At 64.3% G+C, this 25,564-nt stretch carries 19 protein-coding genes; 13 read left to right on the top strand and 6 right to left on the bottom strand.

Going from position 1 to position 25,564, the window contains the following annotated elements; translation table 11 throughout:
• Positions 1 to 224: 224 nt before the first annotated feature.
• The 12 genes from tagH to tagQ all read left to right on the top strand — a co-directional run bounded on the left by tagH (position 225) and on the right by tagQ (position 17,650).
• A complete protein-coding gene (gene tagH / locus FGE05_RS02290; protein WP_139641216.1) occupies positions 225 to 1,757 on the top strand; it encodes a type VI secretion system-associated FHA domain protein TagH in 1,533 nt (510 codons plus the stop codon).
• A gap of 66 nt (positions 1,758 to 1,823) precedes the next feature.
• Positions 1,824 to 2,330, top strand: coding sequence for a type VI secretion system lipoprotein TssJ (gene tssJ, locus FGE05_RS02285; RefSeq protein WP_139641214.1), 507 nt, complete (start codon positions 1,824 to 1,826; stop codon positions 2,328 to 2,330).
• A gap of 15 nt (positions 2,331 to 2,345) precedes the next feature.
• Positions 2,346 to 3,680, top strand: a complete 1,335-nt coding sequence (tssK, locus tag FGE05_RS02280; RefSeq protein ID WP_139641212.1) for a type VI secretion system baseplate subunit TssK — start codon at positions 2,346 to 2,348, stop codon at positions 3,678 to 3,680.
• Positions 3,681 to 3,686: 6 nt separating this feature from the next.
• The gene (locus tag FGE05_RS02275) at positions 3,687 to 4,991 is read left to right on the top strand and encodes a DotU family type VI secretion system protein (protein ID WP_139641210.1); all 1,305 of its coding nucleotides are present in this window, start codon (positions 3,687 to 3,689) and stop codon (positions 4,989 to 4,991) included.
• Entirely contained in the window at positions 4,988 to 8,488 is a 3,501-nt protein-coding gene (gene tssM, locus FGE05_RS02270; RefSeq protein WP_139641207.1) for a type VI secretion system membrane subunit TssM, read from the top strand. Before FGE05_RS02275 ends, tssM begins: the two co-directional genes overlap by 4 nt.
• Complete coding sequence (gene tagF, locus FGE05_RS02265) at positions 8,485 to 9,138, top strand: type VI secretion system-associated protein TagF (protein WP_139641205.1); 654 nt, start codon at positions 8,485 to 8,487, stop codon at positions 9,136 to 9,138. Before tssM ends, tagF begins: the two co-directional genes overlap by 4 nt.
• The gene (locus FGE05_RS02260; RefSeq protein WP_139641203.1) at positions 9,139 to 9,870 is read left to right on the top strand and encodes a PP2C family serine/threonine-protein phosphatase; all 732 of its coding nucleotides are present in this window, start codon (positions 9,139 to 9,141) and stop codon (positions 9,868 to 9,870) included. It abuts the gene before it with no gap.
• Positions 9,867 to 12,980, top strand: coding sequence for a serine/threonine-protein kinase (locus FGE05_RS02255; RefSeq protein WP_139641200.1), 3,114 nt, complete (start codon positions 9,867 to 9,869; stop codon positions 12,978 to 12,980). Before FGE05_RS02260 ends, FGE05_RS02255 begins: the two co-directional genes overlap by 4 nt.
• Positions 12,980 to 13,696: an ABC transporter ATP-binding protein gene (locus FGE05_RS02250; protein WP_139641649.1), complete on the top strand. Its 717-nt coding sequence runs from the start codon at positions 12,980 to 12,982 to the stop codon at positions 13,694 to 13,696. The genes FGE05_RS02255 and FGE05_RS02250 overlap by 1 nt, the downstream gene beginning before the upstream one ends.
• On the top strand, positions 13,696 to 14,892 hold the full coding sequence (locus FGE05_RS02245; RefSeq protein WP_139641198.1) for an ABC transporter permease: 1,197 nt from the start codon (positions 13,696 to 13,698) through the stop codon (positions 14,890 to 14,892). The genes FGE05_RS02250 and FGE05_RS02245 overlap by 1 nt, the downstream gene beginning before the upstream one ends.
• Complete coding sequence (locus FGE05_RS02240) at positions 14,885 to 16,630, top strand: SUMF1/EgtB/PvdO family nonheme iron enzyme (RefSeq protein ID WP_139641196.1); 1,746 nt, start codon at positions 14,885 to 14,887, stop codon at positions 16,628 to 16,630. Before FGE05_RS02245 ends, FGE05_RS02240 begins: the two co-directional genes overlap by 8 nt.
• Positions 16,631 to 16,714: 84 nt before the next feature.
• Positions 16,715 to 17,650 (top strand): type VI secretion system-associated lipoprotein TagQ, encoded by a 936-nt coding sequence (gene tagQ / locus FGE05_RS02235; protein WP_041021312.1) that lies wholly within the window; start codon positions 16,715 to 16,717, stop codon positions 17,648 to 17,650.
• A 613-nt stretch (positions 17,651 to 18,263) separates the two neighbouring features.
• Here the strand turns inward: tagQ and FGE05_RS02220 are convergent.
• Positions 18,264 to 18,629, bottom strand: a complete 366-nt coding sequence (locus FGE05_RS02220; RefSeq protein WP_139641191.1) for a DUF6124 family protein — start codon at positions 18,627 to 18,629, stop codon at positions 18,264 to 18,266.
• A gap of 467 nt (positions 18,630 to 19,096) precedes the next feature.
• Between FGE05_RS02220 and FGE05_RS02215 the strand changes: the two genes are divergently transcribed.
• The gene (locus tag FGE05_RS02215; protein ID WP_139641189.1) at positions 19,097 to 19,474 is read left to right on the top strand and encodes a helicase; all 378 of its coding nucleotides are present in this window, start codon (positions 19,097 to 19,099) and stop codon (positions 19,472 to 19,474) included.
• A 176-nt stretch (positions 19,475 to 19,650) separates the two neighbouring features.
• On the opposite strand, the gene FGE05_RS02210 is transcribed toward FGE05_RS02215, so the two are convergent.
• From FGE05_RS02210 to exbD, 5 genes are all read right to left on the bottom strand, one after another.
• Positions 19,651 to 21,048 carry an aminoacyl-tRNA deacylase and HDOD domain-containing protein gene (locus FGE05_RS02210; protein WP_139641188.1) on the bottom strand — a complete coding sequence of 466 codons (1,398 nt, stop codon included), beginning with the start codon at positions 21,046 to 21,048 and terminating at the stop codon, positions 19,651 to 19,653.
• Between the two features lie 79 nt (positions 21,049 to 21,127).
• Positions 21,128 to 23,203 carry an ATP-dependent DNA helicase RecG gene (gene recG / locus FGE05_RS02205; RefSeq protein ID WP_139641186.1) on the bottom strand — a complete coding sequence of 692 codons (2,076 nt, stop codon included), beginning with the start codon at positions 23,201 to 23,203 and terminating at the stop codon, positions 21,128 to 21,130.
• Positions 23,204 to 23,212: 9 nt separating this feature from the next.
• Positions 23,213 to 24,133, bottom strand: coding sequence for a hydrogen peroxide-inducible genes activator (locus FGE05_RS02200; RefSeq protein WP_041024076.1), 921 nt, complete (start codon positions 24,131 to 24,133; stop codon positions 23,213 to 23,215).
• Between the two features lie 247 nt (positions 24,134 to 24,380).
• Positions 24,381 to 25,139 (bottom strand): energy transducer TonB, encoded by a 759-nt coding sequence (locus FGE05_RS02195; protein WP_139641184.1) that lies wholly within the window; start codon positions 25,137 to 25,139, stop codon positions 24,381 to 24,383.
• On the bottom strand, positions 25,136 to 25,564 hold the full coding sequence (exbD, locus tag FGE05_RS02190) for a TonB system transport protein ExbD (RefSeq protein ID WP_041024074.1): 429 nt from the start codon (positions 25,562 to 25,564) through the stop codon (positions 25,136 to 25,138). The genes FGE05_RS02195 and exbD overlap by 4 nt, the downstream gene beginning before the upstream one ends.

Here is a 25,564-nt window from a genome sequence, read left to right as displayed (position 1 = left end):
ACTCTGTTACAGTTGTGAGGCGCTTAACAACCCGCGCGACTGGCAGGTCGAGGAAGGTTCTGAGAGCGGTTTTTTGTCATGCAGGCCGGTTAATATCAGCCATCATGCTGGCAAAAAGCCGTTTCGCGGTTGTTTGCAAGGTTTTCCGGTGAGTCACCAGGCGAATGTTTCCCTAGCTCACCCGCGCGCGCAGACGTGTGAAAAGTATTTGGCAAGGAGGCGAGATGCCGCTGTGTTTGACTATCACTAGTTATCACAAGATTACCCCCGGTCAGTGTTCTGAAAAGTCCATGGATCAGGGAGTGATGGCAATTGGCCGTAGTTCCGATAATGATTGGGTATTGCCGGACCCGGAACGTTTGGTGTCCGGTAAACATTGCGTTATTCAATACAAAGACGGCCGATATTATTTAACCGATAACAGCACCAATGGCGTGGAGCTGGTCAAGGCCGGTGTTCGCCTGCGCAAAGGCAACAGTGAACCCCTGCAGGATGGCGAAATCATCCGCATCGGTGATTATGAAATCCAGGCGCGGGTCGACTTCAGTCTGCCGGCCACCGACAGCAACCCCTTTGCCGAGTCGTCCAGCAGCTTCGAAGCCTTGATGGGCCGCCAGGCGGCCGCGCCAGTGAATACTCCCGCGCCGATCCCCATGGTTCCGCCGGCGCAGTTCCAGGGCGTCTCTGCCATGGACACAATGCCGGACCTGTTCGATTTCCTTGCGCCGCCCAGCGTGCCGCCGGCCACCCAGCCCGATCATGTGCCGGCCCAGCAGCATGATTTCCGTCCACCAACGCCGATGCCTCGTCCCAGCCCGCCGCCCGTGGTCGAGCCTGTGGCAATGAGTCCCGCCTCGGTGATCCCGGAAGATTGGGACCTGTTCAGCGACAAGCCGGCACCGGTGTCCGTTGCCCCGCCGCCGGTCGCGCAATTGCCGGTGGTCGAGCCGGTCTCGATAGCCGTGCCCCAGATGCCCGAGCCTGCGATCCCGCTGCCGGACATCTTCGCGCCTGAGACGAGTGTCGCCGAGTTCAATCTGGCGGATATCCGCATACCGACCGAACCTGCGCCGTTGCCCGAGCCACCGGTGGCTCGGGTCGAACCTCCAGTCGCGCCGGTCGCTCCAGTCATGCCGGTCACGCCGACCGTTCCGGTCGACGCCGCCCAACCCGACCTGCTGCAAGCCTTCCTGCGCGGCGCCGGCCTGGACCAGCTGCGCCTGGACAAGACCCAGGCCGAGGCGCAGATGGAAAGCATCGGGCGCAGTTATCGGTTGATGGTCGAAGGCCTGATCGACGTCTTGCGCGCTCGCAGCAGTCTCAAGGGCGAGTTCCGCATCCAGCAGACGATGATCCAGCCGGTGGAAAACAACCCGTTGAAATTCGCCCCCAACGTCGATGAAGCCCTGTTGCTGCTGTTGCGCCATGGCAACCAGGCGTTCATGGCACCGGACGCGGCCGTGCGGGACAGCTTCGATGACCTGCGGGCGCACCAACTGGCGGTAATGGCCGGTGTGGAAGCGGCGATCAAACATTTGCTGGCGCGCTTCGAGCCGGCGCAACTGGAAGAACGCATGGGCAAGCCTGGCGGGCTGACGGGGATTTTCAGCGGCTCGCGGCAGGCCCAGTATTGGCAGCAATTTACCGAGCTCTACAGCAATATTTCCCGGGAAGCCCAGGAGGATTTCCAGGACCTGTTCGGTCGTGAATTCAGTCGTGCCTACGAAGAACACAGTACCCGACAGCGACGCCGTTGAGCGTCGCTGTCCATAATCCTTCACAAGATAAACAACGGATAGCTCAAACGTCATTGAGGACGCAGGATGATTCCCAGGTTTTTACTCGCAGTTGCCACCGCGCTTCTGTTGACGGCGTGCGCCAAGGATGCGGCCAAACCCCAGCCCGAAGAGGCTGAGGCCGATACCGCCGCCGTCGAGCTGCACTTCCACGCCATCAACGGTCTCAACCCCGGTGCCACTGGCCAGCCGGCCCCGGTGCGGGTGCGGATTTTCGAATTGAAAAATGCGGCGACCTTCGGCCGTTCCGATTATTTCGCCCTGGCCGAACGGGCCCAGGCGACGCTGGGCGCCGATCTGATCGATCAGGACGAAGTGCTGATCCATCCCGACCAGCAATTGAGCCTGCAACGCGACCTCGACCCGTCGACCCGCTATATCGGCATCCTGGTGGGCTACCGCGAACTGGATCAGTCGCTGTGGCGCACGGTGTTGAATGTGCCCCCGCGCGCCTACACCGAATACCAGATCAGCCTCGATGTACGCGCCGTGCGCAGCGACGTCGTCGTTCCCCCATCCAGCCCTGCCCAATAAGCAATCGGAGCCCCCATGTCCTGGAACAATCGCGTGGTCTGGTCGGAAGGCATGTTCATCGGAACGCAGCACTTCCAACAGCACGACCGTTACCTGGAAAACCTCATCGACGCACGCAGCCGGCCCTTGTCGGCCGGCGCCTGGGGCTTTTCCGAATTGCTGATCGACCAGGGCCTGCTGGCCCAGGGCAAGTTGGCGATCATCTCGGCGCGTGGCCTGTTGCCGGACGGTACGCCCTTCAACATTCCCCAGGATGACGTGGCGCCGACCCCGCTGAACATCGACGACAGCCTGCGCGACGGCCTGGTGTACCTGGCCCTGCCGCTCAAGCGCGCCGGTACCCGTGACACCGTGGATGAAGGAGAAGTGCTGGGGGCCGCGCGTTACGTCAGCCAGGTGTGTGAAGTACGCGACGACAACGCACCGTTCGAAAACCGTGCGCCGGTGGCCGTGGGCTCCCGGGCCTTGCGTTTGTTGACCGCCCAGGACGGCATTGGCGACTACGCCGCCGTCGGCGTGGTGCGCATCAAGGAGAAGCGCGCCGACCGCGCCCTGGTGCTCGACGACACCTACATCCCGCCGCTGCTGGATGTGATCGCCTCCAAGCCCCTGGCGGCGTTTCGCAGCGAACTGCTGGGCCTGCTCCATCAACGCGGCGAAGCCCTCGCCGGGCGGGTCGTGGCGTCCGGTGCCGGTGGCGCTTCGGAGATCGCCGACTTCATGCTGCTGCAACTGGTCAACCGCGCCCAACCGCTGGTCCAGCACCTGAGCCAGTTGAGCCCGTTGCACCCCGAGCGGTTCTACAGCGAGCTGGTGGCATTGGCCGGAGAGTTCTCGACCTTCACCGCCTCCGGGCGACGACCGCAGGAATACCCGGCCTACCAGCATGATGACCTGGTGCTGAGCTTCACGCCGGTGATGCAGGCGTTGCGTGAGGCCTTGTCGATGTTGATCGACAGCAAGGCCACACCGATTCCGATTGTGGAAAAAGCCTATGGCATCCACGTGGCGATGTTGGCCGACAAGACGTTGCTCGACAGCGCCAGTTTCATCCTGGTGGTGCGCGCCGACGTTCCCGCCGAAACCCTGCGCAGCCGCTTCGGCCAGCAGAGCAAGGTTGGTTCGGTGGAGCACATCCGTGACCTGGTCAACCTGCAACTGCCGGGCATCGGCCTGTTGCCGCTGCCGGTGGCGCCACGTCAGCTTCCGTATCACGCCGGCTCCACCTATTACGAACTCGACCGGGGCAGCGACCACTGGAAACAGCTGGGCAACTCCGGCGGCTTTGCGTTCCACATCGCCGGGCAGTTCCCAGGGCTGAACCTGGCGTTCTGGGCGATCCGAGGATAATTCGCGATGAGCAACGACGATCGTACCCAGTTCATGCCAACGCCCGGTGGCCGTGGCGCGGATCCGTTCCGCCCGGATGCCGGACGCCCGCAGCCAGCACCCGCGCCGCTGTCGATGCCGGCCGCGCCGGTCTTGACCGGCAAGGCCCAGGGCCTCAATCCGCTGGAAAGCGCCGCCGGCCCGCTGCTGGCCCTGCTGACGCGCTTGCGCAATACCATTGCGCATCCGGCACCGGCCAGCCTGCGCGCACAACTGCTGGCGTACCTGCGCCAGTTCGAGGAACGCGCCGAGGCTGCCGGCGTGGTGCGCAACGACGTGCTGCTGGCCCGCTACGCCTTGTGCACCGCGTTGGATGAAGCGGTGTTGAGCACGCCGTGGGGCGGCACCAGCGACTGGGGCAAGCAGAGCCTGTTGATCACCGTGCACAACGAAGCCTGGGGTGGCGAGAAGGTGTTCCAGCTGCTGGAGCACTGCCTGCAAAGTCCACGGGAACGCTTGTACCTGCTGGAGCTGTTGTACCTGTGCATGTGCCTCGGTTTCGAGGGGCGTTACCGGGTGATGAACGACGGTCGCAGCCAACTCGAAGCGTTGCGCGAACGCACCAGTGCGGTGATCCGCAGTGCCCGTGGCGACTACGAACGCGAGTTGTCGCCACACTGGCGCGGCGTCACCGTGGCCCGCGACCGCCTGGCGCAATTCATGCCGCCGTGGATCGCCGTGGCCATCGGCGTGGCCTTGCTGCTGGCGCTGTTGTTCGGCCTGCGCATGAAACTCGCCTCCGATGCCGAACCGGTGTTCAAGAACATTCATTTCCTCGGCGAGATCCCGGTGCAGACCATCGACCGCCCCGTGGTGCAACCGAAAGTGATCGAGCGACCCCGCCTGGCCGGTTTCCTGGCCGATGAAATCAGGGCTGGCCGCATCGCTGTGGAAGACGCCGTCGACCGTTCGGTGGTGACCATCCGTGGCGACGAACTGTTCGCCTCGGGCAGTGCCAGCATCAAGGACGATTTCGAGCCGTTGATGCTGCGCATTGCCGAGGCGGTGCGCAAGGTCAAGGGCCAGGTCCTGGTGACCGGCCACAGCGACAACCGTCCGATTGCCACGTTGCGTTTCCCGTCCAACTGGGCGCTGTCCGAAGCGCGGGCGCAGTCGGTGCTGCAGATTCTGTCGGCCAAGACCGGCCAGCCTGAGCGCTTCAGCGCCGAAGGCCGCAGCGACACCGAACCACTGGCGTCCAACGCCACCACGGAAGGGCGTGCACGCAACCGTCGGGTTGAAATCACCGTATTGGCGGAGGGAGTCGAGTGAAGGCGTTTTTCAGTTTCATGATCCGCTGGGTCATCCCGTTGCTGGGGCTGATTGCCCTGAGCCTGATCATCTGGTTCGTCGGCCCGCTGCTGGACTGGCTGGTGCCCGAAGGCCGGCGCTGGGCATTGATCATCCTGGTGTTCGCGGTGTGGATCGCCTACCGCGTGTTCCGCATCATCCAGGCCCGTCGCCAGGCCGCCGAAGTCATGCGCAGCCTGGCCGAGCAGACGCCACCCGACCCCACCAGCATCGCCACCGCCGAAGAGCTCGAAACCCTGCGCCAACGCATGGACGAAGCCCTGGCACTCTTGAAAAAGGCCAAGCTGGGCGGTGACGAGCGCCGTAACCTCTACGAGCTGCCGTGGTACGTGATCATTGGCCCGCCGGGTTCGGGCAAGACCACCGCGTTGGTTAACTCCGGGCTGCATTTCCCGTTGGCTGCCCAGTTGGGCGCTGGCGCGGTGCGTGGCGTCGGTGGTACCCGTAATTGCGATTGGTGGTTCACCGATCAAGCCGTGCTACTCGACACCGCCGGGCGCTACACCACCCAGGACAGCGACGCGGCCATCGACAAGGCCGCCTGGCTGGGCTTCCTGGGCCTGCTGAAAAAACAGCGGGCCCGGCGTCCGATTGACGGTGCGTTCATCGCCATCAGCCTGTCCGACCTGCTGCTGGGCAGCGACGCCGAGCGCGCCGCCCATGCCGCGGCGATTCGCCTGCGCATCCAGGAGTTGTACACCCAGTTGGGCGTGCGCTTCCCGGTCTACCTGATGCTGACCAAGCTCGATCTGGTGCCCGGGTTCATGGAGTATTTCGACACCCTGAGCAAGGAAGAGCGCGCCCAGGTCTGGGGCATGACCTTCGCCCTCGACGACGGCAAGAGCAACGACAGTCCGCTGGCGCACCTGCAAAGCGAATTCGTCGGTCTGGAGCAACGCCTCAACGACCGTCTGGTAGAACGCCTGCAACAGGAACGCGACCCGGCGCGGCGTGATCTGATCTACGGTTTCCCGCAGCAGTTCGGCGCGTTGAAGGATTGCTTGCAAAGCTTCCTCGAAGGCGTGTTCAAGCCCAACGCCTTCGAAGAGCGCGTACTGCTGCGCGGTGTGTATTTCACCAGCGGCACCCAGGAAGGCAGCCCGATCGACCGACTGATCGGTTCCATGGCCCAGAGCATGAACCTGGACCGCCAGCACCTGGCGCGCCAGACCGGCACCGGGCGCAGCTACTTCATCGAAAAACTCTTTACCGCCGTGGCCTTCGCCGAGCGTGGGCTGGTGGGCGTCGATCCGAAGGTCGAGCGTCGGCGCAAATGGATCGCCCGTGGCGTACTGGCCTCCACCGTGGTGGTGGTACTAGTGGTCGGCAGCTTGTGGTGGGTCAGTTATCGCGCCAACCAGGCGTACATCGCCCAGGTCGACCAGAAGGTCGCGCCACTGGGCCAGACCGTGCAGAACCTCAGCCCGGCACAGCGCGATGTGCTCGCGGTGCTGCCGTTGCTCAACGCCGTGAAACACCTGGCGGGGGATGCGCCGGACTGGGCCGAGGGCCTGGGCCTGTACCAGGGCGACATGCTGGAAGCCGAATCCGGCAGCGTCTATCGCAAGTTGCTGATCGCGGTGTTCGCGCCGCGCCTGCTGACGCGCATCGAAGAGCAACTGCACAGCGGCGGCAATTCGGACTTCCTCTACGAAGGCTTGAAGGCCTACCTGATGCTCGCCGACAACGAGCATTACGACGCCGACTTCATCAAGGCCTGGATCGCCCTGGACTGGGATCGCAGCCTGCCCCGTGACTTGCCGGCCGAACAGCGGGTGGCCCTGAGCGAGCATTTGCAAGCGCTGTTCGAACGTCACCCGCCTACCGCACGGCTGGACCCACGGCTGATCGAAGACCTGCGTCGCCAATTGCAACAGCTGCCCGTGGCCCAGCGTGTCTACGACCGGATCAAACGGCAGAAGCTGCCCGAAGGCATCCCGGACTTCCGCATCAACGAAGCCGCCGGGCGTGACGCTGCGCTGGTGTTCAGTCGCAAGAGCGGCAAGCCGTTGGGCGAGCCGCTGAGCGGGTTCTTCACCGTCAAGGGTTACCGCCAGGGCTTCTTGCTCACCAGCCTGAGCCAGACCGGCACCCTGGCTGAAGAGCAATGGGTGCTGGGGCACGAAGAGGCCGATCAGCAGAACGTTGCCAGCCTGGCCGCCGATGTGCGCCGGCTGTACTTCCAGGACTATCAGCGCCAGTGGGACGCCTTGCTCGCCGACATCGATTTCGTGCCGATCACCAGCGTGGCCCAGGCCGCCGATGTACTGCGGGTGATTTCCGGGCCGACCTCGCCATTGAAAAAACTGTTGGTGGCGGTGGCGAAGGAAACCGACCTGCAACAGGACGAACGCCTGCTGGCCGCCCAGGGCGCGCCAGTGGAAGGCGGCGTGGACAAGCTCAAGGAACGCCTGGGCAGCTTGCTCGGCCAGGAGCAGGCGACGCAAAGCGCGCCGCAGGCCAGCGATGACCCGATCACGGCGCACTTTGCCGAGCTCAACAGCATCGTCAGCAAGAACGACGGTGAACCGGCCGCCATCGATGGCCTGCTGGCCGACATGAACGCGCTGTATGTTCAGGTCAGTGCCATGGTCGGGGCCAGCGGCGACGCCTTGCTCGGCGAGGCCAAGAACCAGGCCGCGGCAGCCGCTACCCGGGTCAGCCTCAACGCCGAACGGCAGCCGCCGTTGGTGCAGGGGCTGGTCAAGTCAGTGGTCAACTCCACCACCAACAGCATGATGGGCGGGGTGCGCAATCAACTGAACGCCGCCTGGACCAGCGAAGTGGTGAACATCTACCGCCAGTCCCTGGCCGGGCGCTATCCGATGTCGCCAGGCAGTGCGCGGGACGCAACCCTCGATGACTTCGGCCAGTTCTTCGGCGTCGGCGGGGTGATGGACAACTACTTCCGCAAGTACCTGCAACCCTACGTCGACACCTCCACGCCGACCTGGCGTTGGCAGCCGGGCGCGGCGCAGAAGCTCGGCATCGCCCCTGGCGTGCTGCAGACCTTCCAGCGCGCGGCGGCCATTCGCGATGCGTTCTTCCGTTCCGGCGGCACCCAGCCGATGGTGCGTTTCGAACTCAAGCCGGTGGCGATGGACTCGACCATCACCCAGTTCCTGCTCGATCTCGACGGCCAGCAGTTGAGCTACGACCACGGCCCGAGTCGCCCGACTGCCATGCAGTGGCCTAATCCGGGCAGCATTGGCGTGGTGCGGATCTCGGTCATGCCGCCGTCTTCCAGCGGGCGCTCCGGCATCACCCTGGACGGGCCATGGGCCTGGTTCCGGTTGCTGGAGCAGTCGGACCTGACCGCCGGCAACTCGCCGGACCGCTTCAACCTGCGGCTGCGGGTCGATAACGCCAGCGCTTCCTACGAGCTGCGGGCCAACAGTGCCTTCAACCCGTTCAAGAGCCGCGTGCTCAGCGGCTTCAGCCTGCCGGAGCGGCTATGAGTACAGCGGGTTTCTATGGAAAGTTGGCCAGCCGCGGGGACTTTGTCAGCCGTGGCTTGCCCCAGAGCTTTATCGGTCCGTGGGACTCGTGGTTGGCGGCGGGTTTGCTTGCCAGCCAGACCAGCCTCGGCGAGCGTTGGCTGGATGCTTATCTGGTCAGCCCGCTGTGGCGCTTCATGGTCGCCCCCGGCGTGTGTGGGCCGGACGCTGCGGTTGGGGTGGTGATGCCGAGCATCGACCGGGTCGGGCGCTATTTTCCGCTGACTGTCGCGGTGCTGCTGGAGCCCGATGCGGACCCGGCGTCGGTGGTCGGCGGTGCGGACGGGTGGTTCGAGCGGGTGGAGAACCTGTTGCTGAGCACATTGAGCGTAGAGGCCACGTTCGAAGCCTTCGGCGCGGAACTGGAAAACCTCGGCAGTCCGATGTTTCTGCCACGGGTGCCCAGCAGCCGGTTTGCCAGCCTGCATCGCTTCGATGCCACCGACCCGCAGCGGCGCATGAGCGCCCTGGCCGAGTCGGCCTGCGAAGGGGCGAGCCTGTGGTGGGGCCAGGGTTCGGAGCGCATTGCGCCCGGTTTGATGCGCTGCCAGGGCCTGCCGGCCGCCGCTGATTTTGCGCAATTTTTGCTCGGCCAAGAAGGTGTTGTGTAGATGCGTCCAAGTGCTGGGAAAGCCTGCAAGTCTGCAAGCAAAAGCCATGTCGGCATGGTCCGTCAGGTCAACGAAGATGCGTGTCTGGACCTGCCGGAGAACGGTCTGTGGGTGGTCGCCGATGGTATGGGCGGGCACGCGGCGGGCGACTACGTCAGCAGCCTGATCGTCGACAGCCTGCGCAACATTGCCGTGGGCCGTTCGTTGGACGAATACGTCGCGGCGCTGCAAAGCGACCTGCAGCGGGTCAACGCCGCCGTGCGTGAAGAAACCGCCAACCGTGGCGTGACCATGATGGGTAGCACCGTGGTGGTACTCGCCACCCGTGACCTGCGCGGCATGTGCCTGTGGGCCGGCGACAGCCGCTTGTACCGCCTGCGCGACGGCGTGCTGGAAGGCATCTCCCGGGATCACAGCTACGTCCAGGACCTGCAGGACAGCGGCCTGCTCAGCGAAGCCGAAGCCCGGGTGCATCCACGGGCCAACATCGTCACCCGCGCCATCGGTGTCGAGGCGCAGTTGAACGTGGCGATGACCGAGCTGTTGCTGGTGCCGGGCGACAGCTACCTGCTGTGCAGCGACGGGCTGACCAAGACCGTTGAAGACGAAGAAATCCGCGAAGTGCTGAGCCACGACGAACCGGGCGAAATCGCCAGCAGCCTGGTCTCCCTGGGCCTGATGCGCGGTGCCCCGGACAACATCACCGTGGTGGTTGTGAAGGTGCCGTCATGAACCCCGTTTCGAACATCCAGATCCCCGGCTACGACATCGACGGCGAGATTGGCGAAGGCGCGATGGCCAGCGTGTACCTGGCGACCCAGCGCTCCCTGGAGCGCAAGGTGGCGCTCAAGGTCATGGCGGCCGCCCTGGCTGCCGACCCGACGTTCTGCGAGCGCTTCCTGCGCGAAGGCAAGACCCTGGCGCGCCTGTCGCACCCGCACACCGTCACCATCCATGACATCGGCAATGTCGGTGAGCTGTATTACATGGCGATGGAATACCTGCCCAACGGCACGCTCAAGGAGCGCATCGCCGCTGGCCTGTCGCCGGAGCAGGGCCTGATCTACATTCGCCAGATCGCCTCGGCCCTGGGCTACGCCCATGGGCTGGGCCTGGTGCACCGTGACGTCAAGCCGGCGAACATCCTGTTCCGCGCCGATGGCACGGCGGTGCTCTCGGACTTCGGCATCGCCAAGTCCCTGGACGACCGCACCCAATTCACCCAGGCCGGTTTCGCGGTAGGCACGCCCAGCTACATGAGCCCGGAACAGGCCCGTGGCCAGGACATCGATGGCCGCGCCGACTTGTATGCCCTGGGGGTGGTGCTCTACGAAATTCTTGTCGGCAAGCTGCCGTATACCGGCAACGATGCGCTGTCCACGGCCCTGGCCCACCTGACCGAACCGCTGCCGGAGCTACCGGTGCACCACGGCCGTTACCAGGACGTGCTGCGCAAGCTGTTGGCGAAGGACCCGGCGGAACGCTTCCCGGATGCGGCGGCGCTGTTGCGGGCCCTGGATAACCTGCCCGCGGATTCGGCTGAGGCGACCCTGATCCGACCATTGCCACTGCCCGTGCCGCCGCAATCGAGTCGCGATGACCTGGCGGGATTGACGCCGATGTCCATCGACATCCCGAGCGGCCCGGCGCAGCCCCAATCACAACCGGCGCCACAACCGAAACCAACCGCGCCACCGGTCAGCCCGCCCCAGCGACCTACCGCTGCGCAGCCACGCAAGACCCCGGTGTTTGCCCTGGCCGCTGTCGCGGTGGCCGTGGCGTTGGCATTGGGTGGCGCGGGGTATTGGTGGTTGTCCGGTGACAGCGGCAAAACCAGCAAGCAGTCCGTGGCATCCACGGCCTCGTCCAGCAAGCCGCCGGTCAAAGCGCCTGAGACACCTCCGGTGAAGAGCCCCGACGCGCCACCGGTCAAGCCGCCCGTGGCCCCGCCGGTCAATCCTCCCGTGGCGACGGAAGCCGATGGCGGCCAGCGTCCGTTGTTGATGGCTGGCAAGAAAACCCTGTTCCAGCGAGTGCTGAGCAAACCGGGGGCGAAACTTGCCGCCGAACCGGGCGCCGCGCCGGGCAAGGAGCTGCCGGCGTTCTCGGTGCTATACGTGTATCAGCGCAAGGACTTCAATGGCAGCGAGTGGATGCGGGTCGGCGCCGCCACGGACGGACGCAGCGACGGCTGGTTGCCGGCTGCCCAGGTCAGCGACTGGAAACAGAGCCTTGTGCTCAAGTTCACCGAACGTTCCGGCCGGGCGCCGGTGATGTTCCTGCGTCAGCCTGGTGAAGTGGAAAAGCTGCTGGCCAACCCGTCGAACGCCAAGAACGTGCTGCTCAAGGCCCAGCAGAACCGCGAGGATAACCAGCAAGTGCTGGCCCTGGAGCCGGCCGCCAGCGCCGTGCCGCAGAACCAGTTCTACCTGTTGCCGATTTTCGACTCTCGCGAGAGCTTTGACGAGAATGGCCAGCCGGTGCAGTTGCTCAACGTGGCCTCCATCGACCCTGGCAACACCCCTCGGGCAGCGTCCAACAACACGCCGATCCTGACCGCCAATGCCGATGCGTTCCGCACGGCTGTGGTCCTGGTGGTGGACACCACCGTGTCCATGCAGCCCTACATCGATCAGGTGCGCGACGTGGTCCATGAGCTGCAGACCCGCATCGCCGAGCGCGGCGAGCTGGACAGCGTCAGCTTCGGCTTGGTGGGGTTCCGCAACAGCACCAAGAAAACCCCGGGCCTGGAATACGTCGCCAAGACCCTGATCACCCTGGAGCAGGGCCGTGACCCGCAACGCTTCCTCGACCTTGCACGGCAGGTCAAGGCGTCAACGGTGTCGAGCCATTCGTTCAACGAGGATGCGTTTGCCGGGGTCATGGAAGCGGTCGAGAACATGGACTGGTCCGGTTATGGTGGGCGCCTGATCCTGCTCGTTACCGACGCCGGTGCCTTGCGCAAGAACGATCCCTTTTCCACCACGCAGATGAACGAAGCCGAAGTGCGTCAGGCGGCCCTGGGCAAGCAGATCAAGATCTATGCCCTGCACCTGCTCAGCGACGCCGGCAAGAAAACCCACGCCGGTGCCCAGAGCCAATACCGCACCCTGACCGCCGACGCGAACCCGCAGATCGGTGACCTGTACATTCCCGTCGCGGGCGCAGATGTGCGCAAGCTGGGCGAGCGGGTGGACGAGATCGGCACGGTATTCGCCGACCTGGTGCACCAGGTACGCAGCAACAAGGAGCAGGCAGTTCCGCAGTTGGGCGCCGCGCCGAGCCTGGCCGACAAATCGGCGGCGGTCGGCTATGCCATGCACATGGATTTCCTCGGCCACAAGGCCGCCAGCCAGGCACCGCAACTGGTCAGCGCCTGGACCGCCGACCGCGACCTGACCAACCCGGCGCTGCCGGCGTTCCAGGTCTGCGTGATGCTGACCAAGCTGCAGCTCAACGACCTGCAACAGTCGCTGAAACTGATCGTCGACGCGGCCCGCAAGACCCAGAGTTCGCCCAAGGATTTCTTCCAGGAAATCGCCAGCGCCAGTGCCTACATGAGCCGCGACCCTTCCGCCTTGCGCAAGGGCGGCAACCTGGCCGACGGCGGCATCCTGGGCGAGTACCTGGAAGGGCTGCCGTACCGCAGCAAGTCGCTGAACATGACCCAGGACCTGTGGCTGTCCTTGAGCGTGGCCGAGCAGGAAGACTTCATCGACGAGCTGGATTCGAAAATCCGTCTCTACGAAACCTTCCACAACGACCTCGCCAACTGGGTGCGCTTCGGCGACGCCGAGCCGGGCGATGCCCTGTACCGTGTTCCATTGTCGACCTTGCCATGATGCTGAGCCTGAGCGCAGTGCACAAAAGCCGGGGTGCCGGCAGCCAACGCTACAGCCTGGTGATTCCACGGCTGCAACTGCGTGCCGGTGAGCAATTGGCACTGGTCGGCCCCAGCGGCTGCGGCAAGAGCACCTTGCTGGATATGCTGGCGTTGGTGCTTGCACCGGATCAGGCCGGGCAGTTCGACTTTACCCCTGCCAATACCACGCTGGACATCGCCCGGCTGTGGCGCGGCGCCGAGCAAAGTGAGCTGGCGCAGCTGCGCAGTCGGCACCTGGGCTATGTGCTGCAAACCGGCGGTTTACTCGGGTTCCTGACGGTGCGTGGCAACATCGAGTTGTCGCGCAAACTGCTGGGCTTGAAGGATGACAGCAGCGTGACGCGCCTGGCTGGGCAACTGGATATTGCCGATCAACTGGACAAGAAACCGGCGGACCTGTCCGTCGGCCAGCGCCAGCGGGTCAGTTGTGCCCGGGCCCTGGCCCACGGTCCACGGCTGCTGCTGGCGGATGAGCCGACGGCGGCCCTCGACCCGTTGAACGCCGAGCGGGTCATGCAGTTGCTGGTGACCCAGGCCCGCGACAGCGGCGTGTGCTGCGTGGTTGCCACCCACGATGAAGCCCTGGCCCGCGCCAGCGGCTTGCAGGTGCGGCGCATCAGTTGTCGTCGCGACGTCGACGGCGGTGTCACCGCCACCCTTGGGGAGGCTTGCTGATGCGCAGCGCGCTGGTGGCTTCCCTGGCCTGGCAAGACTATCGCAACGACGCCTGGCTGTCGGCCTGCTCGGTGCTGGCCTTGGTGGCGGTGGTGGCACCGTTGTTGGTGCTGTTCGGGCTGAAATTCGGTCTGGTCAGCAGCCTGACCGAGCGCCTGCAGAGCGACCCGGCCACCCGGGAAATCATTCCTCTGGGTGGTGGTCGTTTCAGCGCCGAGTTCATCGAGCAGTTGGGCCAGCGCAGCGATGTGTCATTCGCCCTTCCGCGCACCCGGCAGATCGCCGCAACGGCGGACCTGAACAACGCGACGGCGGCCGTCACCGTCGAGATGATCCCCACCGCCGCCAACGACCCGCTGCTCGAACATCTGCCGTTGCCCCAAGGACTGGACGAGGTCGTGCTCAGCCAGACCGCTGCCGAAAAGCTCGGCGCCAAGGCCGGCGATTGGTTGCAGGCCAGTTTCGGTCGGCAGGTGGCCGGTCGCAGTGAGGCGCAGCGGACCCGGGTCCGGGTGCTGCACGTGTTGCCGCTGGAAGCCTTCGCCCGTGATGGGTTGTTCGCGCCGCTGGCCTTGCTGGAAGCGGCTGAGGATTACCGCGACGGGCGTGCCGTGCCCGCGTTCGGCTGGCCGGGCGAGGCGGTGGGGGTGGCCGGGCAGCGTGTCTATCCGGCGTTTCGCTTGTACGCCCGCAGCCTCGGCGATGTGGAGCCGCTGCGGCAGTATTTCGCGGCGCAGAATCTGTTGGTGTCGACTCAGGCCCAGACCATCGCACAAGTGCAATCGTTGAGCCGCAACCTGTCGATCGTGTTCTGGATCATCGCCGGGCTGGCGTTGGCGGGGGCGTTCGCGGCGATTTTTGCCGGGGCGCTGGCGGCGGTCGAGCGCAAGCGGCGGGAGCTGTCGGTGCTGCGCCTGCTGGGGGTGTCCACCGCCGCGCTGTTGCTGTTCGTGGTGTTGCAGGCGCTGTACAGCGCCGGCCTTGCAGCTGTGCTGAGCGTCGGGCTGTACGGCTTGGCGCAGTCGGGGCTGAATCATTTATTTGCGCAGATGCCGGGTGAGTACGCCAGCCATCTGCTGCTGCGTCACTACACCCTGGCCCTGGTGGCCGTGCTCGGCGTCAGCGCCGTGGCGGCGGCCTGTGGCGGCTGGCGGGTGGCGCGCATCCAGGCTTCTGAAGGAATTCGCGATGTATAAGTTATTGGGCGCCGCCGTGGCGCTGAGCCTGGCCAGTCTGGCCGCTCTGAGCAACCTGGCAAGCGCCGATGAAGGCAGCGACAAGCTGGACAATCCCAAGCCGTTACCCGATGACGTCAGCCTGCCGCTGCCGTGTGACGGACAGATGGTGTTCCGTTACGTCTACATCCTCGCCCAGGGCACTCTGGACGACCGCGAGATCAGCCTGGGCTACCCGTTCAGCGAGGGCGAGGCCGGTTATCAACAGTCGTTCATTTCCGGCTATCGACGCGACTTCATCAACGGCCAGTTCACCCTCAAGGACCTGCCCAAGGACTGGAACAAGACCATCACGCCGTTGATGCCCAAGACCGACGCCCAGACGCCGCTCAAGCCGATGCTGTATTTCATCGGCAAATACGAAGTTACGGCGCGGCAGTACGCCCAGGTCATGGCCCAGGCGCAGTCCCTGGCCAGCGGCGAACCTGCACCGGCTTGCGAAGCCTTGCAAGCCGAGCTGCCCCAGGGCATGGCCGGGCGCTTGCCCAAGGTGAAACTGTCGAAGTTCGAGGCTGAGCGTTTCTCGGCGGTGTACAGCGCTTGGCTGATGAAATACCACAAGGACCTGCTGCCGGTGAGCGGCCGCGGCACCTCCGCCGAAGACGGCGGGCTGGGCTTCGTGCGCCTGCCCACCGAAGTCGAATGGGAATTCGCCGCCCGTGGCGGACAGGCCGTCAGCCGCCAGGACCTGGAAGGGCGCCTGTTCCCACGGCGCCTGGAGGGCAGTGAAAGCGACGGGCCATTGGCCGATTGGGCGGTGTTCAACCAAGTGGCCGGCGGCACGGGCCAGGCCGCACGACTGATGCCTATCGGCACCAAGTTGCCAAACCCCGTTGGCTTGTTCGACGTGATCGGCAACGCGGCCGAGATGGTTCAGGAATCCTTCCAACTGGTGCATTCCGGACGGCGCCAGGGCGCCTACGGTGGTTTCGTGGTCAAGGGCGGTAACTACCTGGAAGGCGAGGGCACGCTGTTCACCGGCATGCGTCGCGAATACCCCTTGTTCGCTGCCGACGGCACCGAGCAGAGCAACGAAACCACCGGCTTCCGGGTGGCCGTCGGCGCGTTGTCGGCACCACGTTCGCGCTACAAGGAACTGTTCGCCCAATGGCAGAAAGAAGGCCGCCTCGCGTCCCTGACCGATGCCATCGACGACGCCCAGGATCCGACCAAACGCCTGGACAGCATCATCGCCGCCAGCGTCGACCCGCGCCTGCAAGCCGAACTGGGACTGGTCAACGAAGAGCTCAAGCGCAACGTCTCGCTCATCGCCCAGCAGCGCGAGGAAGCGGCCGGCAACCTGATCCAGTCGGCGGCCCTGGTGGCCGAGACCGTCAACAACTACAACATCCGCCTGACCAATCTGCAACGCAGTTACCAGACGGCGGTGGACGCCAAGGACGATGCCAGCGCGCAACTGTTTGCCACGGCCATCGACAACGGCCGCAGCGCGCTGGATGGCGCGGTGGCGATCTATATCGACAACCTGGCGACCGGCACGCGCTACACCGATGCCGTGATCCAGGCGCAGTTTCAACGCATCAAGGAGGAGATGGAGCGCAAGCCGGTGCTGGGCAAGAGCCTGGTGGCGCGCGCGACCTTATTCGTTCGTCATGTCGGGGATTATCGTCAACAAAAACGAGCCGACCCGGCGGCGATATTGAAGGAATTGCTGGCAACGAGCGCCCTGCGGTCTTGAGCGCTCAGTGTTGGCAAGCTTGGAGGGAACCCAGGCGGCGTCGGGCCGTGCCGGGTTGGTCAAAACTTAAAAGAGAACACAACTATGCTTTTCTCCCGTAAACCTTCTGCTTCGGTTTCCAAGCGTCACTTGCTGATGGTCGCTGTCGGCTTCAGCACCGTGCTGACCGGTTGCGCGACGTCGCCAACGTCCAAGGTCGCGTCGAGCACCAAGGTCGAGTACTACCCTAACTGCTACGAGCCCGTGCAGCACCTGCGCGCCACCGAAGGCAACATGACCCAGTCGGTCGTCACCGGTGCCGCCGTCGGTGCCGTCGGTGGTGCGCTGCTGGGTGCCCTGACCGCCGACAAGGAAGACCGTGGCCGCAACGCCGCCATCGGTGCCGCGGGTGGCGCCCTGGCCGGTGGTGCAGTGGGTTACTACAACGAGCGCCAGAAGCAGATCGCTGATGACAACCAGCGCATCGCCTCCTACGCCGCCGATGTCAACAAGCGTGTGGGCGACATCGACCGCAGCACCGCCTACGCCAAGGCTTCGCAGCAGTGCTACCAGAGCGCGTTCACCAAACTGGTCGCCGACCGCAAGGCCAAGACCGTCAACGACACCGAAGGCCGCAAGCGCCTGGCGGAAATCGTCGCCGGCCTGAAAGAGTCCAACGACCTGATCGTCGCGGTCAACGGCAAAGCCTCCGAAGACCTGAACAACTACACTCAGGCCTACGAGAAAGACCTGCAGCAAGTGGGCGTACAGCGCACTGACGTGGTCACCGTGGCAACCGCCGAAACCACCCCAGTCGTAGCGCCGACCACCAAGACCAAGAAAGCCGTGAAACCGGCGAAAAAGCCTGTGCTGCCAACCGTGCCGAAAGAAGCGGTCACCACCGAGAAAACCCTGCAGACCGCCAAGGCCAAGCAGGATGAAAGCAAGCAGGTCGCCAGCGCTGGCAATACTCAAGTCAACAGCATGTGCAAAAATCCGGACCTGGGCGACTGGGCACCGGTTCCTTGCCCGAATGTTTGATTGAGTGATTGCTGCTGATCATTTGATCACTGCATAGACCCTGTGGGAGCGAGCCTGCTCGCGATGGCGTCGGTTCAGTTGGCTTCAATGTCGACTGGTCCCGCGTCATCGCGAGCGGGCTCGCTCCCACAGTTGTTTTGTGCTGGCCGCAAAATTTGCGTTATCCCCCGATTCCCTTGTGGGAGCGAGCCTGCTCGCGATGGCGGTCTTGCGTCGAGTACATATCCATTGCTGCGGTAACGGCCACTTAGGGTTCCGCCCTTACGGCGGCTCACTTTTTTTCAGACGCCAAAAAAAGTAAGCAAAAAAGGCTTGGCCCCACCACTCGGTGCCTCGCCTAGGCTCGGCATGCCCTCACTCCGGCATTGCTCCGTGGGCCCGTCGCGAAGGGCCATCCATGGCCCAGCGCGGCTATCCCGGCATCCATGCCGGGTTGCCCACTACGCAATGCCTGCGTTCGGCCGTCGTGGTTAACGGGGCCTGAAGATCAAAAGCAAAGCAAAGCAAAGCAAGGCAAAAGCAAGGCGGCCTTATAGCCGACCTGTCACTTTCGGCTGTGGAGTTGAACCTGTGGGAGCAAAGCTTGCTCGCGATGGCGCCATTCCTGCCGAGATTACCCCGCCGCCGTCTCCTGCGCTTCCAGACGATCCAGCGCCCGCTCCACCAGCAACTGAACCCCATCGGCCATGCGACTGATCGCCAGGGCGATGCAGCGGCGTGAGTCGTCGACGTCATCGGCCAGGTCGGCGGCGATGGTGCTGATTGATTGCAGGTCTTCGGAGGCGTTGGCCAGCAGGGTTTCGGTGTCGATGTGGGGGGCGACGATGAAGAGCTGGTGCTTGTCGGCTTCAGGCGGGGAGGGTGGTGGGTTGAGGTAGTAATCGAGGGCGCGGGTGGCGGCGTCTTCGTGTTTTTTGGCTTCGAGGGCTTCGGTGCGGGACTTTGCCGGGTTCGGCGGATTCGGAGTTACTTTGAACATAGTGAATATCCTGAGAGGTGGAGCCGACACCCTTCGTTTGCACTCGAAGGGGTGGCGGCTGTGCGTAGGTGTGCAAGACCGGTCTCAGGAACCCGGCAGACCCGAAGGTCTCCCACGCGCAGCCGCCATAAAAGCCTGCGAGCATAGAAAAATGCTCGACGAATAGCCATAAACGAATGCGCCCTGAGACGGACTTGCACGTCCGTGTCACCGTTTTTTTGCGATGACGAACAAAGGTTATCGGTGCCTCGGCCCACTGCCTAGTTCATGAACAGCCCGGCGTTTTGCAGGAAATATCCGAAACGGCTGACGAAAATGAAAGCCTAGGCATCTATCTGTCAGAAGTGACTTAGTAGTCATCTTGCAGGAAAACCTATTCATCTCCCATTAAAGCGATCCGATGATGGCGTTTAGCCGAAGAATCGCTAAACTGCGCCAGCCATTCATCTTTCTTCGAGACGTTGCCCATGAAATTTCGTTTCCTGCTGTGGATGCTGGGCTTGCTGATGGGCAAGGCCAGCCGGACCAATCCAGCGTTCCAGCAGCAGTTGGGCGACAAGGAGCTGGTGTTCCAGCTGCAAACCCTGGACGGCAAGGTCGCCCGGCATTTCACCGTGAAAAATCAGCGCATCACCAGCCACTCTGGCACTTACCCCACCCCGGCCTTCGCCATCGCCTTCAAGGACGCCGCCTATGGCTTCGCCACCATGCAGGCCAAGAACAAGCAGCTGGCGTTCATGAACGGGATTCAGGACAAGTCGATCCAGATCAAGGGCAGCCCGGCGCTGGTGATCTGGTTTCAGGGGCTGATGCGGTATCTGAAGCCGAGGAAGACGAAAGCCTAGTGACTGCTTTTGTGGCGAGGGGATTTATCCCCGTTGGGCTGCAAAGCAGCCCCAACAAGGTTGGATGCAATCAGCCTGACACACCCGGCATACAGATTTTAGGGCTGCTACGCAGCCCAGCGGGGATAAATCCCCTCGCCACAAAGGCTCGGTGACGCAGTGATCCGGTGTGCTCTTCAGCTATGGAACTGCGAAGCCAACTCCCGCAACAACACTTCAGCTTCCAGCACTTTGCTGACCACGTCGTTAGCCTTCTCCCGCGTCAAGCCCACACGTTCGAGCAGTGCATCGGGAATCTCTTCGTCCGGGCCTGAGCCGACGCTACGGGCCCGCAGCAGGCGCACGGCCAGGCAGACCAGGTTCGGGTAGGCGGCATAGTCGCCGTCGTAGTGCGGGTCGTGCTGGAAGCGCAGGGCGGTGGCCAGCTCGTCGGGCATGTCCCAGTAACGCATCAGCCAGGCGCCGATCTGTTCGCGGCTGATGCCCAGCAGGTGCTGTTCCACGTAGCTGTGGCACAGGTGCGGGTTGACCTCCAGGTGGCGGCAGATCAACGAGAAGTGCGGTGGGAACACATGGGCCAGTAGCAAGTAGCCGAAATTGTGCAGCAGGCCGGACAGGTACGTCAGGCCGCCTTCCGGGCGCTGGGCGCGGGGCATGGCGCGGGTCAGGCCTTCGATGACGGCGGCGGTGTAGATCGACTGGTGCCAGTACGGCGTGGCGTGTTGCGGGTGGTCCTTGGGCAGGCTCAGGGTCTTGCCCAGGGCCAGGCCCAGCGCCAGGTTGATCACCAGGTCGAAACCCAGCACCCGGACGATGGCGTCTTCCACCGAGCGGATCTTGCCCGGCGAGGCGTAGTACGGCGACGCAGCCCAGCTCACCACCTGCGCGGCCAGGGCCGGGTCGGTTTCGACGACACCGGTGATGTCATCGATGGTGGCGTCGGGGTCGACCCGCAGCTTGATGATTTTTTGCGCGGTTTCCGCCAGTGGCGGGATCTCGATGGTTTCTTCCAGCCGTTGCTGGATCCGGCGCGCGGTAAAGGCCTGTACAGCCTGGGTGATTTCCGCGCGGTCGTCGTGCGGGCGGTCCAGGTTGGGGGTGATATTGCTCACGGGCTCGCCGAATGTCGCGGCGCTGGACTTGGTGAGCATGCTCTTGAAGGCTTCGCTGGTGACTTCCAGCAGCACCCCCGGCTCGCCCGAATGGATCAGCAGCTTCGGTTCGCGCAGCAGGCTCTCTTCGTACAGGCACGGCGAGCTGGTCAGTGCCGGCAGGCCGGGCAGCAGGCTCAGGCTATGTTTGCCGAGCATGCGCTCCAGGCGTTCGGTCGGTACCGCCGTGAGTTTACGACCGGTGAGTTCGGCCAGGCGGTTGAGGTCCAGCAGCTGGCTTTGTGGAAACAGCACCATGAGTGCGCCGACGGCATCGTGTAGCAGAACCGCCTGCACCTTGCGGGCGGGGTTCAGGCTTGGTCGTTCGATTACTTCGTCAAAGCCGATGCCTAATTTCTCGAGCAACTGCCGAATCACTGACGGAGCGTGCGGAATTTCGGGGACGAGGGCAGCTTCAGTCATGGTCTGTATCCGTTTTCCTACAAGTCGAGCAGTATAACCAGCTTGCCGTGGCAGATGCGCCCGGAAACTGCGAGCGTGCTCACACTTGGCCGTATTGCTGCCCGTGGCGCAGCCAGCGGTCCAGCAGTGGGCTGACATGGTCGGGCCAGCGTTCCAGCAGAGCCTGGGCGGCGTCGCGTACCGCAGGGAGCAGATCGGCGTCGCGCATCAGGTCGGCTACCTTGAATTGAAGCAGACCGGTCTGGCGCGTGCCGAGCATTTCACCGGGGCCGCGCAATTCGAGGTCTTTTTCGGCAATGACGAAGCCGTCGTTGGTTTCACGCATGATGCCCAGGCGCTGGCGGCCGATCTGCGACAGTGGCGGGTGATAGAGCAGCACGCAATGGCTGGCGGCGCTGCCCCGGCCCACCCGACCACGTAGCTGGTGCAGCTGCGCGAGGCCCAGGCGCTCGGGGTTTTCGATAATCATCAGGCTGGCGTTGGGCACGTCCACACCGACTTCGATCACCGTGGTAGCGACCAGCAATTGCAGGGCACCGGCCTTGAACTCGGCCATGACGGCGGCTTTTTCGGCGGGTTTCATGCGGCCGTGGATCAGCCCGACTTTCAACTCACCGAGGGCGGCGGTGAGGTCTTCGTATGTGGTTTCGGCGGCCTGACAGGTCAGCTCTTCGGATTCCTCGATCAACGTACAGACCCAGTAGGCTTGCCGCCCCTCGGCACAAGCGCTGCGCACCCGTTCGATCACCTCGACCCGCCGGGTGTCGGTGACCAGCACGGTGTTGACCGGGGTGCGCCCGGGTGGCAGTTCGTCGAGGATCGAGGTGTCGAGGTCGGCGTAGGCGCTCATGGCCAGGGTCCGCGGAATCGGCGTGGCGGTCATGATCAACTGATGCGGGCACATGCGCCCGCCCACGCCTTTCTGGCGCAGGGCCAAGCGTTGTTGCACGCCGAAACGGTGCTGTTCGTCGATGATCACCAGGGCCAGGTTCTTGAACTGCACTTCGTCCTGGAACAGCGCATGGGTGCCCACCACCATCGGTGCGCCTTCGGCGATCTGCGCCAGGGCGGCGGTGCGGTTCTTGCCCTTGAGCTTGCCGGCCAGCCAGGCGACTTCGATGCCCAAGGGTTCGAGCCAGCGCTGGAAGGTAATGAAATGCTGTTCGGCCAGAATCTCGGTGGGCGCCATCAGCGCCACCTGGTAACCGGCCTCCAGGGCCTGGAGCGCGGCGAGGGCGGCGACCACGGTCTTGCCGGCGCCCACGTCGCCCTGGATCAGCCGCAGCATTGGCTCGGGTTGGCTCAGGTCGTAGGCGATTTCGTTGCCCACTCGTTGCTGGGCCCCGGTTGGCGTGAAGCCCAGGTTGGCCAGGTAGCGCGCTGGCAAGTCCCGAGCCTTGGGCATGGCCGGGGCGCGCAGCGAACGCAGGCTTTCGCGCAGGCGTTGTTGCGACAGTTGGTGGGTCAGCAGCTCTTCGAAGGCCAGCCGGTGCTGGGCCCAGTGGTGCCCGAGGGCCAGTTCCTCGACATCGGCATCGGCTGGCGGGTGATGCAGGTAACGGATCGCGTCGGCCAGTGGCGCCAGTTGATAGTCCCGGGCCAGTTCCTTGGGCAGCCAGTCGGGCAGGCTGCTGGGGCCCAGCAGGGTCAGGGTCTGCTGGCAGAGCTGGCGCAGGCGCTGTTGGGTCAGGCCTTCGGTGAGCGGATAGACCGGGGTCAGGGTTTCGTCCGCTGGCGGCGGTTCGTCGCCAGTGATGGCGCGGTATTCCGGGTGATAGATCTCCAGCCCCGACGCACCGGGGCGCGCCTCGCCATAGCAACGCACGCGGGTGCCCCGCTTGAGGCCTTCCTTCTGCGCATTGCTGAAGTGATAGAAGCGCAGGCTGAGCCCGCCGGTGCCGTCCTGCAGGCGCACCACCAGGCTGCGACGGCGGCCCATGACCACGTCGGCGCCACTGACGGTGCCTTCGATCACTGCATCCTGCCCCGGCCGCAAATGACCAATGGGCACCACGCGGGTGCGGTCCTGGTAACGCAGCGGCAGGTGGAACAACACGTCCTGGAGGTTTTCCAGACCGACCTTGGCCAATTTCTCGGCCATGGCTTCACCGACACCCTTGAGGGTCGTGACCGGTACTTTGGACAGCTCAGTCATGGTCGAGGGTTACTTGGCCGAAGGCGGCTTGGCCACGGAACACAGGCGGATCGAGTCAGCGAGGATCTCGATGGCCTTGGGCCGCGGGAAGCTGGCGCGCCAGGCAATGGCAACGGTGCGGAACGGCACGGGCGCCGTCATCGGGCGGACTTCGATCACCCCGGGGGCGTAGTGGTGGCTGTCCACCGCCGACAGCGGCAGGATCGAAATACCCAGACCCGACGCGACCATGTGACGGATGGTTTCCAGGGAGCTGGATTCCACCGTGGTGTGCTTGGCGCCTTCGCTGCCCTTGGTCAGGGTCGGGCAGGCTTCGAGCACCTGGTCGCGGAAACAGTGACCCTCGCCGAGCAGCAGCAGGCTCTTGTCGTTGAGCAGGCCGGCGTCGATGGTCTTTTTCTGAGTCCAGGGATGCTGGGCCGGCATCAACACGTAGAACGGCTCGTCATAGAGCGGCAGGGTCAGCACGTCGGCTTCGTTGAAGGGCAGGGCGATGATGATCGCGTCCAGCTCGCCGTTGCGCAGCTTGTCCCGCAGCACATGGGTGAAGTTTTCTTCGATGTACAACGGCATCTGCGGGGCGACCCGGTGCAGTTGTGGGATCAGGTGCGGGAACAGGTACGGGCCGACGGTGTAGATGGCGCCGACTTTCAACGGAGCGGTCAGCTGGTTCTTGCCGGCCTGGGCCAACTCGCGGATGCCCTGGGCCTGCTCAAGCACTTTCTGCGCCTGGGCCACGATGCCTTCGCCCACCGGCGTCAGGCGCACGGCGCTCTTGCTGCGCTCGAAGATCAGCACGCCGAGTTCATCTTCCAGCTTTTTCACGCCCACCGACAGCGTCGGCTGGCTGACATGGCAACGCTCGGCCGCATGGCCAAAGTGCTGCTCTTGGGCGAGGGTCACGATGTAGCGTAATTCTGTGAGGGTCATGGCGAGCGTCCGTGAAGTTGCGAGCCAAGCATACCGGCTGCAATCGATAGACGCACGTTATCAGACTGCGGGCGCGGTGTGACACTGTCCAATGTCGTCTGTCTGTGCCGATCGTTCCCACGCTCCCGCGTGGGAATGCAGCCCGTGACGCTCTGCGTCACACCTGCTTGCGGTGTGCCGGAGCTGGAACGCGGAGCGTCCCTTGAGGCATTCCCACGCGGAGCGTGGGAACGATCGAAGCAGGGGGTCAGCGCCGACGCTTGTCGATGGAATACACGAACGGCGCGACGATTTCGACAGAGCCGTTGGTCAGCATGTCGGCCGGTGGCTTGGGCAGCGGCTGGGCGTCGCGGATCATGTCCAGGGTGGCCTTGTCCAGGGACTCCGTGCCGGCGCTGTCCACCAGTTTGAACGACAGGACGTTACCTTGAGCATCCACCACGAAACGCAGGCGGTTGGTGCCTTCCTTGTTCATCTGCCGGGCCCTGAGCGGGTACTTCTTGTACTTGGCCAAGTGCGCCAGCAGCGTGCCTTGCCAGTTGGCCTTGGCCGCCATTTGCGCCGGCGACGGGCCAGGAGCCGGTTGCGCGGACTTTTCGCTCGGGGCCTGGGTCGGCGGGGTGTCGCTCGGCTTCTTATCCGACGGCTCTTCCTTCGGCGGCTCCGGCTTTTTCTCTTCCACAGGCTTGGGCTTGGGCGGTTGAGGCTTCGGCTTGGGCTTGACCGGCTTGGGCACGGAGATCTCCGGCTTCGGCGCTTCGGCGAGTTTCGGCAGCGGCAGCTCTTCAACCGGTTCCGGCGGCCGCGGCGGCGTGACGACCTTCGGCGGCGCGGGCGGTGGCGGGGCCGGCATTGGCGCCAGCTCGACCATCATGGCCTGGGGCGGCAATTCGATGGGCGGGCGCGACGTCCAGTTCAGCGCCAGCGCAATGGCGAGCGCATGCACGCCCAACACCACCGCCAGACTAGCCCCGTAACGCGTCAGCTTTTGGCGCGTCGTGATCATTTCTTCGGCGCCGTCTCGAGTCCGACCAGGCCGACCTTCAAGTAGCCGGCGCCGCGCAGGGCGTCCATCACACTCATCAGGTCGCCGTAGTCCACGCCTTTATCGGCCTGGAAGAAGATCGTCGTGTCCTTCTTGCCCTGGGTCTTGGCATCGAGGGTGGCACCGAGGGTTTCGGTCTTGACCTCGTCCTCGCCCAGGAACAGGCGCTGGTCGGCCTTGACGCTGAGGAACACCGGTTTCTCCGGACGCGGCGATGGCTTGGCCGTCGACGCCGGGAGATCAACCTTGATGTCCACGGTCGCCAGCGGGGCGGCCACCATGAAGATGATCAACAGCACCAGCATCACGTCGATGAACGGCGTGACGTTGATTTCGTGGTTCTCGGCCAGATCGTCGTCTGCGCCTTCCTTCAAATGCAGGCCCAT

This window comes from Pseudomonas sp. ICMP22404 (assembly GCF_006227205.1).
Classification (GTDB): domain Bacteria; phylum Pseudomonadota; class Gammaproteobacteria; order Pseudomonadales; family Pseudomonadaceae; genus Aquipseudomonas.
The sequence above is the reverse complement of the archived record's forward strand: the minus strand, read 5'-3'. Positions and strand labels throughout refer to the sequence as shown.

Excerpts from the sequence above, each read along its gene's own strand:
- tagH (WP_139641216.1), top strand. The coding sequence starts at position 225 with ATGCCGCTGTGTTTGACTATCACTAGTTATCACAAGATTACCCCCGGT.
- tssJ (WP_139641214.1), top strand. The coding sequence starts at position 1,824 with ATGATTCCCAGGTTTTTACTCGCAGTTGCCACCGCGCTTCTGTTGACG.
- tssK (WP_139641212.1), top strand. The coding sequence starts at position 2,346 with ATGTCCTGGAACAATCGCGTGGTCTGGTCGGAAGGCATGTTCATCGGA.
- FGE05_RS02275 (WP_139641210.1), top strand. The coding sequence starts at position 3,687 with ATGAGCAACGACGATCGTACCCAGTTCATGCCAACGCCCGGTGGCCGT.
- tagF (WP_139641205.1), top strand. The coding sequence starts at position 8,485 with ATGAGTACAGCGGGTTTCTATGGAAAGTTGGCCAGCCGCGGGGACTTT.
- FGE05_RS02260 (WP_139641203.1), top strand. The coding sequence starts at position 9,139 with ATGCGTCCAAGTGCTGGGAAAGCCTGCAAGTCTGCAAGCAAAAGCCAT.
- FGE05_RS02255 (WP_139641200.1), top strand. The coding sequence starts at position 9,867 with ATGAACCCCGTTTCGAACATCCAGATCCCCGGCTACGACATCGACGGC.
- FGE05_RS02250 (WP_139641649.1), top strand. The coding sequence starts at position 12,980 with ATGCTGAGCCTGAGCGCAGTGCACAAAAGCCGGGGTGCCGGCAGCCAA.
- FGE05_RS02245 (WP_139641198.1), top strand. The coding sequence starts at position 13,696 with ATGCGCAGCGCGCTGGTGGCTTCCCTGGCCTGGCAAGACTATCGCAAC.
- FGE05_RS02240 (WP_139641196.1), top strand. The coding sequence starts at position 14,885 with ATGTATAAGTTATTGGGCGCCGCCGTGGCGCTGAGCCTGGCCAGTCTG.
- tagQ (WP_041021312.1), top strand. The coding sequence starts at position 16,715 with ATGCTTTTCTCCCGTAAACCTTCTGCTTCGGTTTCCAAGCGTCACTTG.
- FGE05_RS02220 (WP_139641191.1), bottom strand. The coding sequence starts at position 18,629 with ATGTTCAAAGTAACTCCGAATCCGCCGAACCCGGCAAAGTCCCGCACC.
- FGE05_RS02215 (WP_139641189.1), top strand. The coding sequence starts at position 19,097 with ATGAAATTTCGTTTCCTGCTGTGGATGCTGGGCTTGCTGATGGGCAAG.
- FGE05_RS02210 (WP_139641188.1), bottom strand. The coding sequence starts at position 21,048 with ATGACTGAAGCTGCCCTCGTCCCCGAAATTCCGCACGCTCCGTCAGTG.
- recG (WP_139641186.1), bottom strand. The coding sequence starts at position 23,203 with ATGACTGAGCTGTCCAAAGTACCGGTCACGACCCTCAAGGGTGTCGGT.
- FGE05_RS02200 (WP_041024076.1), bottom strand. The coding sequence starts at position 24,133 with ATGACCCTCACAGAATTACGCTACATCGTGACCCTCGCCCAAGAGCAG.
- FGE05_RS02195 (WP_139641184.1), bottom strand. The coding sequence starts at position 25,139 with ATGATCACGACGCGCCAAAAGCTGACGCGTTACGGGGCTAGTCTGGCG.
- exbD (WP_041024074.1), bottom strand. The coding sequence starts at position 25,564 with ATGGGCCTGCATTTGAAGGAAGGCGCAGACGACGATCTGGCCGAGAAC.